Here is a 19,627-nt window from a genome sequence, read left to right as displayed (position 1 = left end):
TCAGGGTGCGACTGTCCAGTCGATGCCCGGATCGGCTCCCAGCCGGTAGGAAAATTGCAGGCGCTGGCTACCCGCGAAGCCCGGTTTTCCGGGCAGGAAGCGCGGCGTGTTCAGGCTGCAGTCGCCCTGTCCCAGCACGATGTCGTCGAAGACGACAATGTCGGTCAGCAGGCGCAGTGTGTTGTGCGGTGCGAGCACGGCCGGCAGGGTGATCGTGCTCCCCGGCAGCGTCGCGCCTGGTGCCGCGTCCCAGGCCGCCGCCGCGGCGGCATCCAGCGTGAACACCCGGCCCAGGATGGCCGCTTCGCGCCAGGGTGCGCTGCTGTCGGGCCGCTCGCACAGCGCGCAACCGACCCGCACTTCGGCCGGCACCATCAGGGCATGCGGCGCCTGGCCGAGCAGGTTGCGCACGATCGCGACCTGCGGCTCGTGCTTGAGCGCTGCGCTCATGGTTTCGCTCACGATCACGTCCGGCAAGGCGGCCGGGTCGAGACGAAGCGTTGCGGCGTCGGCCCGCACCCATGCGGCCACGCCGGCCTCCAGGCCCAGGGCCGACACCAGTGCGCGCGCCGGCGCCAGCGCCGCTTCATGGATGTCGAGCATGGTGAATTGCGCCCGATGCGCCGGCCACAAGGCCAACAGGGGCAGCAGCAGGAAGGCAAACGGACCGCAGCCGGCATACAGCACCCGCACCGGCCTGTCGCCGCAGTGTGCCGCCGCCTGTTCCAGCGCCTTGGCGGCGCCCTGAATGAAAGCGGCGCTCCTCAGGAACTCGCGCGCGCACAGGGCTGCCGTCACGGGCGATACCGCGAGGCCGGAGGGCAGCCAGGTCTGGCCGTCGCCGACGTTGAGCCGGACCGTCATGTCCATGCCCGAGAGGCGTTCGGCCAGCAGGCGCAGTTCCTCGACCGGCCCGATGGCCTCGCGCAGGTCGGGACCGGCCGCCAGGATCGCGCGGGCGAGCTCGCGCACCGGGCCGAGCTGCGTTGACGCGGTAGTGGCCGCAGGCATCAGACCAGCCACAGGCCGTGTCCGGCGAACTGGGCGTTCGTGACCTCGTCCATCTCGATCCAGCTTCCGATCAGCTGGGCCCGGGTGTGGGTGGACAGGTAGTTCACCCAGCCCGCCTGGCCGCCGGCTGCGCTGCCGTCCAGGCCCGAGTGGTCGTACAGCGCCTGGACGAAGGCGGTATCGCTGAGCCCGTCGTAGCGCGCCTTGTACTCTTCCGACCCGACGAAACCCTCCACCAGCCGGGTCTTGTCGAGGTTCTGCTCTACCCACCACTGGAAACCCGGGATGTCGCCCGCGCGGTCGAGCACCGTCTGGTACAGCAGGCCAATCTGTTTCAGCGTCGTCAGGTTCCCTTGGAGGAAGCCCAGATCGAGCGTCCCATCGTCGAACTCGCCCTTTTCGATGCCGAACAGCTGGTCGAGGTCGCTGTTGGCCTTGTCGGCCACTTTCAGGTGACCCTGGCGATCGATGATGAACTTGTAGTCGGCCGTCTTGCCGGTATATACGGCGGTATCGATGCCGTCGCCGCCCACCAGCACGTCGCTGCCCGGACCGCCGAACAGGCGGTCGTCGCCGCTGCCGGCGATCCAGTCGTTCTCGACGCCCACCGTGGCCTCGCCGATCAGGTAGCCGTTCGGCGTGTTCCACACCTCCTTGTGCTCGGCGCTCTGGGCGATCGCCTGCAGCACCTGGGCGCGGCTCATGGCGGGCGCCGCGGCGCCGCCTGCCAGCTGCGCGCTCCAGTAGGCCAGCCCGGCACTGTCGGGCGCACGGCCGAGCGCGTTGTGGTACAGGACTTCCACGAAGGCCGTGTCGGACAGCGGGGAGGGATGGGCGGCCGGCCATTCCGGCGATTCCAGGAACAGCCGGGCCACGGTGTCGGTCGCAGCGCCGCCGTGGGCCCAGTAGGTCAGGCCCGGCAGGTCCGGCGCGCGGCCGAACGCGGCGTGGTACAGGAGCGACAGCGAGGACAAGGAAGCCTTCTCCGCGCCCAGGAACGACAGGCCGGCGGCTGAGGCGTTCAGTTCGGCGAGCGGCACGGTTTCATGCTGGCCCGGTGCGAACAGCACGGTCTCGTGGCGCGAGCTCAGGGTGCCGTTGGCGTCGAGGTAGAACTGCCATGCACCCTGGCTGCTGCGTCCGCCTTGCAGCACGTCGTCGCCGGCGCCGCCGATCAGGAAGTCGTTGCCGATGCCCCCCACCACGATGTCGTTGCCGTCGCCGCCGTCGAGCACGTCGTCGCCGCCGGCGCTGCCGATGATGTCGTCACCGCCGCCGCCCGAGAGCACGTCGTCGTCCGCGCCGAGGAAGATGTTCTGGCTGGCGTCGTCGCCCGTGACGTGGTTGCGGCCCTCGCCGCCGCGCAGGGTGGCGGCGCCGACGATGGCGGCGAAGTCGACGTTGTTCAGTTGCAGCACGCTGCCGGCCGGCAGCGCGGTGGTGTCGATCACCAGGCCGATCGCGGTGGCGTTCTGGCCACCGTTGGCAGGCGTGGTCGAACTGCCGTTGATCAGGATGGTTTGTGGCGCGGCCGATCCTGGCTCGCTCGTGAGCACCAGTGTCTTGGTCTCCAGTACCGTCGTCGGCGCCAGGCCGGCGAGGAAGCCGCTGCCCTGTCCTTTCATGTCGGCCTGGGTGCTGGATCCTGCCGAGGTCTTGTTCTCGATGCGGCGGATCAGGTCGAGCAGGGCCTGGGCATTGTTCAGCAGGGCCGACGGGCCTTCGGCCTGCATGCCGGTGCCGGTCGGGAGGCTCACCAGGAGTTCGGTGCGCGGTCCGTTCGCCGTGCCCAGGCCCAGCGGGATGTCGGCCAGGTTGCCGTGGGCGGAAGCCGGATCGTCCGCGCGCGCCGCGCCGGTGACCGGCACGGTCACCACCGTGCTGGAAATGCCCGTGACCGGATCGGCCGGGCCCGTCGTGACAAGGACCGGCACGCCGTCGACCGTGGCCTGCACGGGCGGCGGTTCCGACAGCGCCGGGGTGGTCCGGACCGCATACGGCGCGGAGACGATGCTGCCGGCGCCGCGGTTGCCGGCGGCGTCGCTCACGTCCGCCAGGCTGACCGTGACGGTGTTTGCCCCTACCGTGGTGTTGGCAGCGGGCGTGAAGGTCGCGATCCAGGTGCGTCCGCCGTCGCTGCTGGCGAAGCTGCCCAGGGTTCCGTTCGGCGCAGTGACCGCGGCGGCGGTGAAGCCGCTGACGGCTTCACTGAAGCGCACCGTCAGTTGCGCCGTTTCGCCGATGCCCAGGTCGGTGTCCGACAGCGTGACGGTGGCGGTCGGCGCGAGCGTGTCGAGCGTGTATTCCAGCGCGGCGCTGGCTTGGCTCGGATTGCCGGCCGCGTCGGTCTGGCGGACCAGGACCGATTTCTGGCCGTCGCCGCCCGTGTCGAAGGTGTCGCCGCTGGCGGTGAGCCAGTTCGTGCCCCCATCGAGGCTGTATTCCCAGCGTGCGCCGGCTTCCAGGTTCGAAACCCGTACCGTGCCGTCGCTGGTGACCCGATCGCCGGCGTTGCCGGTGTCCTGGTCCAGCGCCAGTTGCGGCGCGTCCGGCGCGCGGGTGTCGAAGGACAGCGAAGGCATGCTGGCCGCGCCGCCCGGGTTGCCGGCCGCGTCCTGGTAGCGCCCGGCGGCCACGGTGATGCCGGCCGTGCCCGCGTCGATGCCGGCGGTGGGCGTGAAGGTGGCCGTGCGCGTCAGGCCGGTGCCGGAAATCGCGTCCAGGGTGCCGCCGCTCACGACAACGTCGCCGCTGGCGCCGTCCCATGCAAAGCTGGTGCCCGGGTCTTCGCTGAAGGTGAAGGTGATCGTCGCCGCCTCGCCGGCCTTGAGCGCCGACGCGCTGGCCGTGATGGCGAGCGTGGGGGCGACGGTGTCGACCGCGTAGCTGGCGCTGGCGGCGGTGCCCGCGCCGGTGTTCCCGGCCAGGTTGGCGATGCCGCCGTAGTCCAGGCTCAACACGTTGCCGGCGGCGCTGGCGCCGGCGGCGGGCAGCAGGGTCGCGGTCCAGGTGACCCCGCCGTCGCCGGACGCCAGGTTCGACAGGGTGCCGTTGGGCACGGTCACGTCGTCGACCGTGAAGCCGGTCACCGCCTCGGTGAAGGTGAACGTGACGGTGGCGCTGTCGCCGATCTTCAGGGCCGTGTCGGAGATCGTGATGGACGAAGCCAGGCTCGGACGCACGGTGTTCACCGCGTAGCTGCCGCTGGTGGCGCTTCCGATGCCCGCATTGCCTGCCAGGTCGCTGATGCCGGCATAGTCCAGGGTAAGCACGTTGCCGGCGCTGCTAACGCCGGCATCCGGCGCCAGCGTGGCGGTCCAGGTGATGCCCCCGTCGCTGGTGGACAGGTTCGACAGCGACCCGTTCGCTACAGTCACGGCGTCGACCGTGAAGCCGGCGACCGCCTCGGTGAAGGTGAACGTGACGGTGGCGCTGTCGCCGATCTTGAGGGCCGTGTCCGAGATCGTGATGCTTGAAGCCAGGCTTGGCCGCACGGTGTCGACCGCGTAGCCGGGGCTGCTGGCCGTGCCCACGCCGGCGTTGCCGGCGAGGTTGGCGATGCCCGCATAGTGCAGCGTCAGCACGTTGCCGGCGCCGCTGGCGCCGGCAGCAGGTGTCAGGGTTGCGGTCCAGGTGATGCCGCCATCGCTCGACGCCAGGTTCGACAGCGTGCCGTTGGGCACGGTCACGTCGTCGACCGTGAAGCCGGTCACCGCTTCGGTGAAGGTGAAGGTGACGGTGGCGCTGTCGTCCGCCTTGAGTGCGGTATCGGAGATCGCGATGGGCGAGGCCAGCAGCGGCACGGCCGTGTCGACGGCGTAGTTGGCGCTGTCGACGGTGCCGACGCCCGCGTTGCCCGCCAGGTCGGTGATGCCCGCATAGTCCAGGCGCAGGACGTTGGTGGCGTCCACCACGCCGGCAGCGGGCAGCAGGCTTGCGGTCCAGGTAATGCCGCCATCGTTCGATGCCAGGTTCGACAGCGTGCCGTTCGGGACGGTCACGTCGTCGGCCGTGAAGCCGGCGACCGCTTCGGTGAAGGTGAAGGTGACGGTGGCGCCGTCGCCGATCTTCAGGGCGGTATCGGAAATCGTGATGGACGAGGCCAGGCTTGGCCGCACGGTATCGACCGCGTAGTTGCCGCCCGTGGCGGTGCCGGTGCCGGGGTTGCCGGCGAGGTCGGTGATGCCCGCATAGTTCAGCGTCAGGACGTTGGTTGCGCTGGTGGCGCCTGCGGCAGGCAGCAGGGTCGCGGTCCAGGTGAGGCCGCCGTCGTTCGTGGCCAGGTCCTGCAAGGTGCCGTTGGGCACGGTGACATCGTGGACGGTGAAACCGGTGACCGGCTCGGAGAACGCGAAGGTGACGGTGGCGCTGTCGCCGATCTTGAGGGCCGTGTCCGAGATCGTGATGCTCGATGCCAGGCTTGGCCGCACGGTGTCGACCGCGTAGCCGGGGCTGCTGGCCGTGCCCACGCCGGCGTTGCCGGCGAGGTTGGCGATGCCGCTGTAGTCCAGGGTCAACACGTTGTCCGTGGCGCTGGCGCCGGCGGCCGGCAGCAGGGTCGCGGTCCAGGTGACGCCGCCATCGAACGAGCTCAGGTCGGACAGCGTGCCGTTGGGGACGGTCACGTCGTCGACCGTGAAGCCCCAGACCGGCTCGGTGAAGGTAAACGTGACGGTCGCGCCGTCGCCGATCTTCAGCGCCGTATCGGAGATCGAGATGGGAGAGGCCAGGCTCGGCCGCATGGTGTCGACCGTGTAGTTGCCGCTGTCCACGGTGCCCACGCCCGCATTGCCGGCCAGGTCGCTGATGCCGGCATAGCTCAGGGTCAATACGTTCGCGGCGCTGCTGGTGCCGGCGTGCGGGACCAGCGTCGCGGTCCAGGTGATGCCGTCGTTCGAGGCCAGGTTCGACAGCGTGCCGTTCGGGACGGTGACGTCGTCGGACGTGAAGCCGGCGACTGCTTCGGTGAAGGTGAACGTGACGGTGGCGCTGTCGCCGGCACGCAGCGCCGTATCGGAAATGGCGATGCTCGACGCCAGGGACGGGCGCACGGTGTCGACCGTGTAATTGCCGCTGCTGACAGTGCCGGTCCCCGGATTGCCCGCCAGGTCGGCGATGCCGCTGTAGTCCAGGGTAAGGACGTTGCCGGCGTCGGTGGCGCCCGCGCCAGGCAGCAGGGTGGCGGTCCAGGTGATGCCGCCATCGTTCGATGCCAGGTTCGACAGCGTGCCGTTCGGTACGCTCACATTGGCGGCCGTGAAACCGGTGACCGCCTCGGTGAAGACGAAGCTGACCGTGGCGCTGCCGCCGATGGCCAGCGTCGTGTCGGAGATCGCGATGCCGCTGGCCAGTGAGGGACGCACGGTGTCGACCCGGTAGTTCTCGCTGTAGGCGACGCCCACGCCGGCATTGCCGGCCAGGTCGGTAATGCCGGCGTAGTCCAGGGTCAGGACGTTGTCGGCGGCGCTGGCGCCGGCTTGCGGGACCAGTGTTCCGGTCCAGGTGCGGCCGCCATCGCCCGAGAACAGATTCAGCAGCGTGCCGTTCGGCACAGTGACGTCGGCGGCGGTGAAGCCGGCCACGGCCTCGGTGAAGCTGAAGGTGACGGTGGCGCTGTCGCCGATCCTGAGCGCCGTGTCCGAGAGCGAGACGGGGCTGGCCAGGACCGGCGCGGTCTGGTCGACCGTATAGACCTGGCCGGCGCTGTAGCCGCCGGCGATGGCTTCGCCGCTGGCGCCGACGATGCCGGTGGCGCCGGCATTCAGGTCCAGCCGCAGGACGCCGTCGCCGCTGATGTTGTCCACGGTGACGGTATAGGTGCTGCCGCTGCCCCTGAGCGAGACCAGGTCGCCGCTCACACCGTCGCCGGCGAGGGTGAAGTCGCTGAGGTCGACGCCGGTCACGCTTTCGGAGAAGGTGACGGTGAACTCGACGCTGGTGGCGCTGGTGAGCGCGGCGCCGGCGCGGGCGATCGCGGTCACGCTGGGGGCCACCGCCGACACCAGCACGCCGGTGGTGGCGCCGACGCCGTTGAGCCCCAGTGCGGCCGCGTTGCCCACCATGTCCCGGATCGCGCCGCCGTTGAGCGAAATGTTGCCGGCCAGGGCGATGCCGTTATGGTCCGCATGGCCGTTGGCGACCGTGTAGCGGAAGGTCAGCGCGGTGCTGCCCGAGCCGCCCACATAATGCGCCTGCACCGTGCCGCCGGTGTCGAGCGCGACGCCGATCGACGGCGTGCCGCTGCCGGTGTCGACCGTGACGGCTTCGTTGAAATGCAGGGTGAAGTCGAGGGTGTCGCCGACCCGGTAGGTGGCGTTGGCCGGCACCGCGACCGAGCTGACGGCAGGAGCGGTGTGGTCGAAGACGATCGCTTGGCCCCCGGTGAATCCGGCCGCCGGGTTGCCGGCTGCGTCGGCGATGCCGGTGCCGGAATTCCTCAGGTCGAGGCGCATGCTGCCGTCGCCGCTGATGTTGTTGACGGTGACGGTGTAGGCGGCGCCGCTGCCGCTGACCGCGGCGATGCTGCCGGCCACCGTGCCGGTGGTGCTCAGCAGGAAGTCGCTCGCGTCCACGCCGGTCACGCTGCTGTCGAAGGTGACGGAGTAGGTTGCCGTGGTGGCGTTGCTGGTGGCCGGGCCCACGCGGGTGATCGCGCTCACGGCCGGGGCCAGGGTATCGAAGCTGAGCGCGGGCATGGCGGCGCCGCCGCCCGGGTTGCCGGCGACGTCGGCGTAGGCAGCGCCGGGCACGCTGATGCTGGCCGTGCCGCCGTCCACGCCCGGGGCCGGCGTGAAGGTGGCCGTACGGGTCAGGCCGGTGCCGGAAATCGCGCCGAGCGTGCCGCCGCTGACGACCACGTCGCCGCTGCTGCCGTTCCAGGTGAAGGTCGAGCCGGGGTCCTCGCTGAAGGTGAAGGTGATGACGGCGGTTTCGCCGGCCTTGAGCATGGTCCTGCTGCTGCTGATCGCCAGTGTCGGCGCGGTGCGGTCCAGGGTGAGGTCGAGCGCGGCGCTGCGCGTGCTGGTGAGGTTGCCGGTGGCCGAGGTGACCTGGGCGTAGACCTTGTAGCTGCCGTCGCCCAGGGCCGAGACGTCGATGCCGTTAACGCTCCAGCTACCGTTGCTGGTAGTAGCCGTGGCGGTGGCGTCGATACCTGCATCGTAGATGCCGTTGTGGTTCCTGTCGACGAACACCCGCACCAGGGCCCCGTTGTCTGCCGACGCGCTGGTCCCACTGAAGGACAGGAGGCTGTCCCGGGTGATGTTGTCGGTGACGGAGATGCCGGTGTCCGAGCCGACCGCAAGGTCGGGCGCGCTCGGCGCTGCCGGGGGATTGGTGGCGCTGACGTCGGCGATCCTGATGCTGCGAAAATCCAAGTTGGACGCCTCGAGGCCCGGTGTGTTCGGGTATTTCGGATCGGCGGCTATAGTCCAGTTGACGGTGACCGACACGACACCCGTATCCGTGAACAGGCTGTTGTTATTGATAACCGAGCTGGCCGTGAACGGCGTTGTCGTTCCTGGGGCATACGAGCCGGTCATGGTATGGATCGTTTCGCGGTTGTCAACGTTCTTGGTAATGATCGACAGAGCGTTTAGTGAATACAGCGAGATGTTGCTGTTGCCCCAGGCTGGAAATGAGAACGTCAGGTCCTGGAAGGTAAAGGTTTTGGTGATCGAGCCGCCTTCTGCCTTGATTACCATCGTCGCGCTGGAACTGACCCCACTGTCGTACCAGATCATGCCTGGACCGCCGTCCATGACGCCGTTGCTGATAACGAATTTGTCCGAATAGCTGACGAAACCGGTACCGCCGGAATCGGGGGCGCCGATGTCGCCGCCAAACTCATAGGTCCCGTTCGCGGTGCCATAAGTGCCTGGGGTGCCGAGGACGCCGGCATAGCTGCCGAGCGCGTCCAGCGAGAAGGGCTTGTAGGAAGCAATCGTGCCGGTGGTGCGCTCGAGCACCCAATCGCCGCCGAGGCTCGCAGCGCCAGTGGAGTTGGTCGAGGCGCCGACGTCGGCGCCGGTAGCCTGCGCCAGTGCCGCGACGAAGGCAGCGCCGTTCGTGCCCGCCCCCACGTCGCAACCGTACAGCAGGATGTCGGCTCCCGGAGCAAGCGCGGCACGGATGACGGCCAGTGCATCGGCGTGGGCCGGCAGGCTATCCGCGGTCAGCAGCGTGGAGCCGACCGATACCGCGCCTTCCCTGCCATGCGAAACGAGATGCAGCGCATCGATCCCGTTGCGCCCGTCCAGCACCTGCGCCATGCGTGCCACACCATCCTCGCCGGGATCGAGCACGTGGACTTCGGTGCCCGGCGCCAGACCTGCCAGCAGGGATCGATAGTCAGGTACGTCGGTCTCGATAAATACGATCACGTCCGGCACAGGGACGGGCACAAGCGCTTCAGCTTCGGATGGCAGGGTGGGGGACGGCATGGACTCGCTCATGGCAGGAGGGAGAAATGATTAACAGGAACGTCCCGGCGGCGCTGGCGCCGCCGGGAACCCGTGCATGGATGCTACGGTGCGTTGGTGCCTACGGCCTGACGGGGAATTCGCCGTCCAGGCAGATGATGTAACGTACCGGCACGTAGGGCTGGAGGTTATTGTGTGGCTGGCTGGCGCCCGCCGGACCCAGCGCCAGCGCGTTCATGGATGTATTGAGCGTCGCATCGAACTCTGGCATGTCGCGTGCCGGACGGCCGGCCTTTGGGGGCTTGGCCCAGACCGCTCCGCTCGGGTCGGTCTGGGTCCCCTGGTTGTCCAGCGCTTGCGGGACGTGTCCATGGAAAGGCATCTGGCTTGTGGTCAGGGCGACGGCGGCGGCGCCGCCGGTCTGGGCGATGGCCCGCGGCGTCAGGCCCGGACCGGCTCCCTGGTGCAGGGGAACAAGGCCGTTCAGGTTGGGCAGGGCAAAGGTCCGGTCCTGCGTCCCGCCGTACATGTTCCCGATGACCGCATACAACGCCTGGTATTGCGCGAGGGGCAGCTCCTGGCCATTGCAGTCCGCCCAGCCGTTAGGCGGATAGGTGCCGCAAAAAATGCGTACTTCGCCGATGTATGAATCCATGTTCAGGCGCTCCTTATTGTCGAGGCGGGAAAATACCGACGGTGGCAATGCACAGGTTGAGTGTCAGGTAGGGCTGCATGTTGTTGTGTGCCTTTCCGCCCCCGGCAACGGTTAGCGCGTCCGGCGCCATCTGGACGTTCGCGGCCGGTGCATATGCGTTGGCGACGACGGCCCAGGTGTTGTCAACGGGGGAGGGAGTGGAGGCCTCTCCCGTCGATGCCGTCACCTGATGGGTGTGTTGCGGCATCTCGTCGACCGTCAGCGTGTGGGCCTCCTCGCCGCCGGCCGCGCCGAGGGAATTATTCGGACCGGCGCACATGGGAACTTGTCCCCTAAGGTCGGGCAGGTTGAAGGTATTTACGCCGTCGCCACCGTAATTCGTGCCGAGCAGCGAAAACAAGGCGGCGTTCTGCCTGATTTGCAGCGCCTGGCCCTTGCAAGGCAGCCAGCCGGAAGGAATCCGGTCATAGGGAAATAATCGGATCTCGCCCAGAAAGAAATCGGACATGGATAGTTCTCCTGTGGTGCGCTGCTGGATTAGGTGGACGGGTAAATACCTGAAAGCGCGATGATGAACGTAAGCGTCATGTACGGCATCATGTTGTCGTGGGCTTGGCCGCCGCCTTCGATGGAGATGGCCCGGGCGCTCATGCCCGACAGGGGCGGCGCGCCGGGCCTCTCATACGCGGTAACGGCCACAGTAGCCCAATAGCCGTTGGTCGGAGTGCTGACAGTGCCAGGCACCGACTGCGCGTTGACGGGATGGGTATGCGGCGCAAGTTCGACACTGCTCAGCGTGACAGTTTCGGTCCCGGCGGACTGCCCGAGGATATAACTGGTCCCGGTCCTGGCGGCAGTGCCCGCGCTGATCGGCACCCTGCCGCGCATGTCCGGGAGAGCGAATGTTGCCTGGCCATCACCACCGTAGATCGGACCGATCAGCGAAAAGAGCGCTTCGTTACCCGAAATCGGAAGAACCTGCCCATTACACATTGCCCATCCCTCAGGGGCATAGTTCCCGGCAAACATGCGGATTTCTCCGACATAGTGATCGCTCATTCTTATCCCTTTATTAAGATAGAAACGAATCCAGCGTGTCAATGCAATTAAGTTATCTGAACAATATTGCAAGCCCTGGCATGGAAACTACATTCGTATGCTAACTATTTACCTTTGATAATTTCAGAGGCTGCGAGCGCGATTCTAACCAGTTTTCTTTTGGGAATGGAATACAACGTGGAAATATGTGGCTTTTGAACACTTGCGCAGATCAAATGTAAAAAATCGCTTGTGTGTTTCATTTACAAAGCAGCGGGATGGACGATTTTTGTAGCCCGTTTTTCGGAGGAAGCAGCTGGTAGTGCCCGGCATTACTGGGAAAGTGCAGGATTGGAAGCACTGGCTTTATGTACTCCCAATACGGTTTTTATGGCTTGAGGGATAAACAGTTTCGCTTGTCTTGAGATATTGAGATATATCAAACGACGATACTTTCTTGTGTGGAAAACGGCGGAGGTCGCAGGCGTCAGTCGGCAGTAAATTGATGCCAATATAGCAACTAATTTCCAGCGGCACTGTCTCGGTTGAGAAAGTCGAACTGCATGACGATGGCGCATCGTATCGGCGGGCTTGCCTGCCCGGTAGCTGCCAGCCATGCAGCTTGGCAGCAAGCCTTCCTTGCCCGTATCCTTCTGCCGCATGGCACGCCTTTAACTTGCCTGATAGAATCCGTGATTCAGGCAGTTGCCCCTGCTCAGGGAAGGCCGGCGTCGTCAAAGGGTCTGCAGCGCGGCCATCACAGTTCCGACTATAAATGAAAACGCGCACTTATCTTGCGGCCATCATCCTGACGGTCCTCATCCCGCTCCTTGCCCTGTCCGCGTGGGGGCTGACCCTGCTATTGCAAAAGGAAAAGGAAGCGCGCCTCAGTAACGTCGAGGAGAAAGCCAGGTTCATCGCGCTGTCGATCGACAAGCAGCTCGCCAGTTCCGAAGGCGCCCTGCGCGTCATCGGCCAGACCGAGCCGATGTCGCAGGAAGATTTCCTGTCCCTGTATTCGCTCATGCGCCAGACGCTGACGTCCTCGGAGTCCTGGGCCGTCCTGTACGACATGGAGGGCCGCATGCTGATGCATACGCACCATCCCTACGGCACGGTGTTCGACGAAGGACCGAACCCATGGGTGTCAAGCGCGATCGCACTGCAAAAGCCCAGCGTGTCGGACCTGCGCGAGGGGCGCGCCGGCAAGTGGAAGGTGGTGTCGGTCAACCTGCCGGTCAGGACCGCAAGCGGGCGCCAATACCTGCTGTCCCATACCTTCCATGTCAGCCACATCACGCGCCTGCTGCATTCCGTGGACCTGCCGGGCACCTGGGTGGTGGGTGTGTTCGGGACCGATGGCATCAGCATTGCCCGCAATCTGCGCGAAAAGGAGTTTGTCGGAACGCGGGTGGTCCCCGCGCTGTACGAAGCTTCCCGCGCCCAGACGAGCGGAAGGATCAGGAACCTGACGCGCGACGGCTTCTGGGCGTACAACACCTTCACGCATACCACCCGCGCCGACTGGACGGTGGCGATCGCGGCGCCGATCGAGGAGATCAACAGCCCGGCGCGTACCGCCACGGTCATCGCCGCACTGGTGCTGGCGGTCGCGTTCGGCGGCGCCATACTGGGCATCGTCGTGTTTGCCCGGCGCATCACCGGTTCCTTCAACCTGACCCTGGCGGCGGCGAAATCGCTGGAGCAGGGCAAGATACCGGCCGTCGAGGCATCCGGCGTGGTCGAAGCCGACGCGCTGCAGCGCGCCTTGCGCGACGCCGGCATGAAGATCGAGGCGGAAAACCAGGCGAGGCAGGCGCTCGAGCGCGAACGCGAGCAGCTGCTGCGCAGCGAGCGCGAGGCGCGGCGGGCCGCGGAGAACCAGAACAGCGCGAAGGACGAGTTCCTCGCCATGCTGGCCCACGAGCTGCGCAACCCGCTTGCCCCGATTGCCGCCGCCGCGCACATGCTCAAGCTGCCGGGGCGCAGCGAGGCCACCTTGCAGCGTACGGGCGAGATCATCACCCGCCAGGTCGAGCACCTGAAGTCCCTGATCCATGACCTGCTCGACGTGTCGCGGGTCACCCGCGGGCTGGTGTCCATCGAACAGGCCCGGGTCGAGATCGGCGCGGTGGTGAAAGGCGCCGCCGAGCAGGTCGAACCCTTGATGCTGTCGCGCCGGCACGCATTCCGGCTCGACGTGCGGACACCGCATGCGGTCGTCTCGGGCGACCAGAACCGCCTGATCCAGGTCGTCACCAACCTGCTGGCCAACGCTGCAAAATACACGCCGGAGGGCGGCAACATCGTGCTTGCGGTGGATGTCCGCGGCCAGGACCTGGTCCTGAGCGTGACCGACAACGGCATCGGCATCGATCCCGAACTGCTGCCCCAGGTGTTCGATCTCTTCAAGCAGGCGCGGCGTAGCGCCGACCGCTCGCAGGGCGGACTCGGGCTCGGGCTGGCACTCGTGCGCAGCATCATGGCGCTGCATGGCGGGCAGGTGGAAGTCCATAGCGACGGCATCGGCAAAGGCGCATGCTTCACCCTGAGCCTGCCCTTGTCCCCGCCGGCGCCTTCGTCCGCACCTTCGTCCACACCTTCGTCCGCGTCCTTGCCGCAATCCTCGGCGCAGGCGGCTGAGGCCGGCGCGCCGCCGGACGACACAGGCGTGCGGGCCGAACCGGTACGGCTCATGGTCGTCGACGACAACGTCGATGCCGCGCGCATGCTCGCCAACCTGCTGGAAGCCAAGGGACACCAGGTGACGGTCATGGCGGATGCCCACAACGCCATCCGGCATAGCCAGGATGCGCCGTACGCGCTCTACATCCTCGACATCGGCCTGCCGGACATGGATGGCTACGAACTGGCGCGCCGGCTGCGCCGGGCGAGCGGCAGCAAGGACGCGGTCCTGGTTGCGCTCACAGGCTACGGGCAGGTGCACGACAGGCAGACCGCGTTCGCAGCCGGCTTCGACCACCATTTCGTCAAGCCGGTCGATATCGCGGCACTCGACCGTATCCTGGCGAGCACGGCAACGGCGGCCAGCAGACCTTGCGTTTGAAAAAGCGGTCCGTGCTCGTGCCTGCAAGGCACCCGCACACCGGGTATCATTATTGGATTACCAGTTACCAAACACAGGAACCGAGGCCCATGACGACTTCCAGCTATCCCGACACCCGACTTCTCATCGCCAACGAATGGAGCGACGCCACTGGCGGAAAGACGATCCCGGTGCTGAATCCGGCCACCGGGCAGCCGATCGGCACCGTGGCCCACGCCAGCATCGCGGACCTGGACCGCGCCCTGGCCGCTGCCCAGAAGGGCTTCGAGGCCTGGCGCTTCGTGCCTGCGGCCGAGCGTGCCGCCACCATGCGCCGCGCCGCCAACCTGCTGCGCGAGCGCGCGGGCGACATCGCACGCCTGCTGACCCAGGAGCAGGGCAAGCCGCTGGCCGAAGCAAAAATGGAAGCGCTGGCCGGCGCCGAGATCATCGACTGGTTCGCCGCCGAAGGCATGCGCGTGTACGGCCGCATCGTCCCGTCGCGCAACCCGGCGGCCCAGCAACTGGTGCTGAAGGAGCCGGTCGGTCCGGTCGCGGCGTTCACGCCCTGGAACTTCCCGATCAACCAGATCGTCCGCAAGCTCGCCGCCGCGCTGGCGACCGGCTGCTCCTTCCTGTGCAAGGCACCGGAAGAAACCCCGGCGTCTCCGGCAGCGCTGCTGCAGTGCTTCGTCGACGCCGGCGTGCCGCCGGGCGTGGTGGGCCTGGTGTTCGGCGACCCTGCCGAGATCTCCGGCTACCTGATCCCGCACCCGGTCATCCGCAAGGTCACCTTCACCGGTTCGACCCCGGTCGGCAAGCAGCTGGCCGCCCTGGCCGGCGCCCACATGAAGCGCGTGACGATGGAACTGGGCGGCCATGCGCCGGTCATCATCGCCGAGGACGCGGACGTGGCGCTGGCCGTCAAGGCCGCCGGCGCCGCCAAGTTCCGCAATGCGGGCCAGGTGTGCATCTCGCCGACCCGCTTCCTGGTGCACAAGGCCATCAAGGACGAGTTCACCCAGGCCCTGGTGCGCCATGCCGAAAGCCTGAAGATCGGCGACGGCCTGGTCGAAGGCACGACCCTCGGTCCGCTGGCCAACGCGCGCCGTCTGACGGCAATGGCGCAGGTGGTGGAGGACGCCCAGGCCAAGGGCGCCACCGTCGCGACCGGCGGCCAGCGCGTCGGCGACGCCGGCAACTTCTTCGCGCCGACCATCCTGGCCGACGTGCCGCTCGAGGCAAGCGTGTTCAACGACGAGCCCTTCGGTCCAGTGGCGGCGATCCGCGGTTTCGACAGCCTGGAAGAAGCAATCAACGAGGCCAACCGCCTGCCGTACGGCCTGGCCGGCTATGCCTTCACCCGTTCGATCAAGAACGCCCAGCTCCTGATGAACCGCGTGGAAGTCGGCATGCTGTGGATTAACCAGCCGGCCACGCCGAGCGCCGAGCTGCCGTTCGGCGGCATCAAGGATTCCGGCTACGGCTCGGAAGGCGGTCCGGAAGCGCTGGAAGCCTACCTGAATACCAAGGCGGTATCGATGGTGGGCGTATAGGTTTGCAAATAAGTTTGCAAACAAGCGTGTAAGATGGCGGCCGGCGCCGCACTGCACGATGGAGGAAAGCCTGCACGTGCAGGCTTTTTTTTTCTTGTACAGGGAGTAGGGAATGGGGAGCGGCACCGACGCGGACATGAAATTCACGATCACCGACATCGACGTCGGTCTGCGGGTGTTCGAGGCGCTCGCGCGGCACGCCGGGTCGGCGCAGGGCGCGCCGATCGCCTATGCCGACCTGCTCACGCTGGCGCGCCAGTTGCATCCGAGGGACGCGACCCTCGGCCGTGCCGTCCCGGTGGGCATCGGCATGAAACTGCGCTTCGTCGAAGACTTCTGCCGCACATACGGCTACCCCAACCTGGCCTGCCTCGCGGTGAACAGGGCGACCATGCGGCCCGCTCCTGGCTACCAGGGAGACTGGGAGGCCGAGCGGCGCGCCGTGGCGGGCGTCGACTGGTCCGGCGCCGACGCGCAACTGGCGGCGCATGCCGCTGCCGCCCGGGCGGCGATCCCGGCGCGCTTCAAGCCGCGCAAGGAACGGCCGGCGGACGTGGCCTGGTACGCCTATTTCTGCTCGCACCGCGCCGCTTGCGCGAAGGTGGCGCAGGAAGACAAGCAGGAAATCATCAACCTCATGATGGCCGGCCTGGACCCGGAGTCGGCGCTGGCGCGCGTGCTGGCAGCCAAGGCCGACTACGGCAGCGAAGGATGAGCCCGGCACAAGGCCGCGCGCATCCCGAGGCTCAGCGGCGGGCTTTCCTGCGTCCGCGTGTCGCCGCCAGCCCCGCCAGGGCCGTCGCGAACAGGCCGAGCGAGGCCGGCTCCGGGACCGTGAAATCATCCATGGCCCATTGCGTGCCGCTGCTGTTGTAGATGACCAGGGTGTCGATGCCCGACCAGCCGAGACCGATCCACCGGGGCGTGACGGTGTCCAGCACGTACGACACGTCGGTGGAATACAGCAGCTCGCCCTTGCGCCACCCCTCGAAGGCCAGCTCCTGGTCGAGCCAGGCCGACGTGAACCAGGCCCCGACGAAATCGAAACCGCCCATCCGGGCGATCGCGGCGGTGCCGCCGTCGCGGTTGAAGGCGGTGTTGGCGTACGAGACGGTGCCCGCCGCATAGCCGCTGCCGGGATAGGCATCGGCCCGGATCGCGCCCAGGTTGATCCAGTCGAAACCCCGGTAGCCGTCGGGGATGACCTCGGTCTCGTCGCCGGGCAGGTCGTCGAATCCGATGACGGCGGCGGGGGCGCCCGCCGAGGCGAACAGCATCAGGAGGGAGAAAACGATGTTCTTCATGTGGTGGTCCTCGATGGTTGAATGTGGCGGTCAGCGGGCCAGGGCCGCAACGTCGGCGTCGCCGAGCGCGCTGCCGTAGATGCGCAGGTCGTCCATTGACCCTTTGTACGGCGTATCCCACCAGTTCACGCCCAGCGCGAACACGCCGCCGGTATTGGTGAAGACGTTGGGGAAGTTGGTCCCGCTGAAGCGTTTCACCCCGTTGACATAGACATTCACGGCGCCGTTGCGCACGCTGAACGCGAGGTGCGACCAGCGGCCGACGGGGATGTTCATGCCCAGTCCCGCGTCGTACCAGGCGGTGCCCGACCACAGCATCGATGCGCCGTTGACGAAATCGTGCCCCATCGGCAGCAGGCTGATCCACGAATCCGTCGTGCGCGCGCCGAAGAAGGTGGTCGAGAACGCCGTCAGCTGCGCCGGCTTGAGCCAGAGTGCGACGGTGTAGTTGTTCGACGCGATCAGGCCGTTCGGCAGGCGGATGCCGCTGGCGCCGTTGAAGACGGCGGCATTGCCTTTCACGCCGGCCTCATACCCGATGCTGCCGCCGGCGGCGTCGATCCGGCTGCCGACCACGACACCCGGGCCCGACGTGCCGGTCGCGTCGTGCAGGTTGCCGTCGAAGGCATAATGCGCCAGCAGTCCGCCCGCCTTGCGCACGGTGACGGTGAAGGTCTTGACGGCGCTGGCCGTGCCCTTGGCGATGCGCGCGCTCAAGGTGAGGGTGACGTCGCCGGCGGCTGCATTGACGACGCCGGTATGGCTCACCACGGCCGGGTTGGACGAGGTCCAGGTGATGGTCGAACCGCGCGCACCGGAAGTCGGCAGGCTCAGGTCGGTGCTTACCGCCGACGTGTTGCCCAGGCTGAGCTCCGCATGGATTGCGTTGACCACCTGGGCATCGGTGCGCGGCAGCAGGCGGCTGCCGAATACCGCCACGCCTTCGCCCGACAGGGCCGACAGGGTCATCACGTAGCTCTTCGAGGTTTCGTCCCATTGGCTCAGGAACGCGCCCTTGTAGGGCGTGGCGGCGCCCTGCAGGCGCAGCTCGACCCCGTTGGCGCCGACAAGGGCCCAGGTGCCGGTCACCGCGCCGGTCACCGCGCCGTTGGCTGCCAGCGTGACGTGCTGCGACCGCTTGATGGCGGCCGAGATGTCCTTGCCATGGTTGACGAACAGGTAGTCGCCGGCCACGAACTCGCGGCGTACCGCCACCGCTTTCTCCTTTGCGTAGCGGTAGGGCGCGACCACCGGCCAGCCGTCCGCGTTCATCAGCATCTGGTGGACCCGGATCTCGTGCTGCTCGCCGCGCTCGGGGAAGCGGGTGTGGAACACGAGGAAGTGCTTGCCGGTCGCGGCGTCGTAGTAGGCCGAGTTGTGGCCGGGAGAGACGTAGCCGGTACCGATGCCGGTGCCGGGCTCGCCGAGCTTGCGCTCGAACAGGTAGTTCCCCATCAGCTTGACGCCGTAGGGCGCGATCGAGGCGTCGTCGAACAGCGGTTTGGCCGGATCCGAGCGCACGCCCGCCATGTCCTTGCCCTGCGCGTCCAGGTAGGGGCCGTCGGGATTGCGCGAGCGCGCCACGCGCATGTTGTAGCCGCCGGTGGCGTCCAGGCCACCGAAGGAGGTGAACAGGTAATAGTAGGCCGTGGCCGGGCTGTACATCACGAACGCGCCCTCGATGCGGGCGTGGTTGCCGCCCATGAGGCGCTTGCCGTATCCCTGGCCCGGCAGGGGCATGCCGTTCGTCGGGTTCATCTGCATGATGAAGATGCCGCCCGAGTAGGAACCGTAGATCATCCACAGCCGGCCCGCATTGTCGGAGAACACGTGCGGATCGACCGCGTTCGGGTGCTTCATGGCGTCGTACACCGTGCCGTCGTGGCTGGCCTGGCCCCACATGCCGGAGCGCAGGAAGATGCCCTTGTCGACATACGGGCCTTCGATGCGGTCGGCGACGGCCAGGCCCATGGCGGAACGGGGCGAGTCGCCCTTGCAGGCGTTGTAATACATGTAGAACCTGCCGTCCGCCAGCTGCCTGACGTCCGCCGCCCACAGCGTGTTCGACTGGGCCCAGCTGAAGGTCTCGGCCAGTTCGGTGAACACGTTGGCCGAGCCGTTCAGGAACAGCGGGTTGGTGGCGCTGACGCCGTCCGTCAGCTGCTGCCAGTTCATCAGGTCGGTGGACTTCGCGGCCGCAAGGTGGGAGCCGAACACGTAATACGTGTCCCCCGCCTTGACCACCGATGGATCGTGCACGGAAGCGTTCTTGAAGGTGATCGGGGTGAATCCCGCCTGGGCGGCGGCATCCGGGGCGAGCAGGGCCGAGGCCAATAGCGCCCCCAGCCCCCACAGCGAAAGGGTCTTGTTCATGACATGTCTCCGGTATCGTTATTGTCCTTGCGCCGGGCCGGCCGGGCCGCGGGTGCAAGCTGCCGCCTAGATTGCAGAAATTTTTGCATTCTTACCAATGACATTAAAGCGGCGGGCGATACCGATATCGGTATGCGGCCCGCGCGCGTCGCGCGGGCGCCCGATGTTGCGCGCGCTCTGTCGCCCACTGCACCGACCTCGACCGCGCGTTCCCGCACACTGCC

At 67.2% G+C, this 19,627-nt stretch carries 11 protein-coding genes; 3 read left to right on the top strand and 8 right to left on the bottom strand.

Annotated elements, in window-relative coordinates; all coding sequences use genetic code 11:
- From ACFFJK_RS10040 to ACFFJK_RS10015, 6 genes are all read right to left on the bottom strand, one after another.
- On the bottom strand, nt 1-1,023 hold the full coding sequence (locus tag ACFFJK_RS10040; protein ID WP_379678971.1) for an SAM-dependent methyltransferase: 1,023 nt from the start codon (nt 1,021-1,023) through the stop codon (nt 1-3).
- Nucleotides 1,011-9,464, bottom strand: coding sequence for an Ig-like domain-containing protein (locus tag ACFFJK_RS10035; RefSeq protein ID WP_379678970.1), 8,454 nt, complete (start codon nt 9,462-9,464; stop codon nt 1,011-1,013). The genes ACFFJK_RS10040 and ACFFJK_RS10035 overlap by 13 nt, the downstream gene beginning before the upstream one ends.
- 88 nt (nt 9,465-9,552) lie before the next feature.
- Nucleotides 9,553-10,086 (bottom strand): phage tail protein, encoded by a 534-nt coding sequence (locus ACFFJK_RS10030; RefSeq protein ID WP_379678969.1) that lies wholly within the window; start codon nt 10,084-10,086, stop codon nt 9,553-9,555.
- Nucleotides 10,087-10,099: 13 nt separating this feature from the next.
- Nucleotides 10,100-10,594 carry a phage tail protein gene (locus ACFFJK_RS10025; protein WP_379678968.1) on the bottom strand — a complete coding sequence of 165 codons (495 nt, stop codon included), beginning with the start codon at nt 10,592-10,594 and terminating at the stop codon, nt 10,100-10,102.
- A 29-nt stretch (nt 10,595-10,623) separates the two neighbouring features.
- Nucleotides 10,624-11,145: a phage tail protein gene (locus tag ACFFJK_RS10020; RefSeq protein WP_379678967.1), complete on the bottom strand. Its 522-nt coding sequence runs from the start codon at nt 11,143-11,145 to the stop codon at nt 10,624-10,626.
- Between the two features lie 311 nt (nt 11,146-11,456).
- Nucleotides 11,457-11,786, bottom strand: a complete 330-nt coding sequence (locus ACFFJK_RS10015) for a hypothetical protein (RefSeq protein ID WP_379678966.1) — start codon at nt 11,784-11,786, stop codon at nt 11,457-11,459.
- 113 nt (nt 11,787-11,899) lie between these two features.
- On the opposite strand from ACFFJK_RS10015, the gene ACFFJK_RS10010 reads away from it, so the two are divergent.
- The 3 genes from ACFFJK_RS10010 to ACFFJK_RS10000 all read left to right on the top strand — a co-directional run bounded on the left by ACFFJK_RS10010 (nt 11,900) and on the right by ACFFJK_RS10000 (nt 16,441).
- On the top strand, nt 11,900-14,191 hold the full coding sequence (locus ACFFJK_RS10010; protein ID WP_379678965.1) for an ATP-binding protein: 2,292 nt from the start codon (nt 11,900-11,902) through the stop codon (nt 14,189-14,191).
- Between the two features lie 89 nt (nt 14,192-14,280).
- Nucleotides 14,281-15,726 (top strand): NAD-dependent succinate-semialdehyde dehydrogenase, encoded by a 1,446-nt coding sequence (locus ACFFJK_RS10005; RefSeq protein WP_379678964.1) that lies wholly within the window; start codon nt 14,281-14,283, stop codon nt 15,724-15,726.
- A gap of 136 nt (nt 15,727-15,862) precedes the next feature.
- Nucleotides 15,863-16,441 (top strand): hypothetical protein, encoded by a 579-nt coding sequence (locus tag ACFFJK_RS10000; RefSeq protein ID WP_379678963.1) that lies wholly within the window; start codon nt 15,863-15,865, stop codon nt 16,439-16,441.
- 31 nt (nt 16,442-16,472) lie between these two features.
- Here ACFFJK_RS10000 and ACFFJK_RS09995 read toward each other — a convergent pair whose 3' ends face one another.
- Both ACFFJK_RS09995 and ACFFJK_RS09990 read right to left on the bottom strand, forming a co-directional pair.
- A complete protein-coding gene (locus ACFFJK_RS09995) occupies nt 16,473-17,030 on the bottom strand; it encodes a PEP-CTERM sorting domain-containing protein (RefSeq protein WP_379678962.1) in 558 nt (185 codons plus the stop codon).
- 30 nt (nt 17,031-17,060) lie between these two features.
- Nucleotides 17,061-19,403: a family 43 glycosylhydrolase gene (locus tag ACFFJK_RS09990; protein WP_379678961.1), complete on the bottom strand. Its 2,343-nt coding sequence runs from the start codon at nt 19,401-19,403 to the stop codon at nt 17,061-17,063.
- Nucleotides 19,404-19,627 lie beyond the last annotated feature (224 nt).

The sequence above is a fragment of the Massilia consociata genome (genome assembly GCF_042432755.1).
GTDB lineage: Bacteria > Pseudomonadota > Gammaproteobacteria > Burkholderiales > Burkholderiaceae_D > Telluria > Telluria consociata.
Note: the sequence above shows the minus strand (reverse complement) of the source record. Positions and strands in the feature narration are given on the sequence as shown.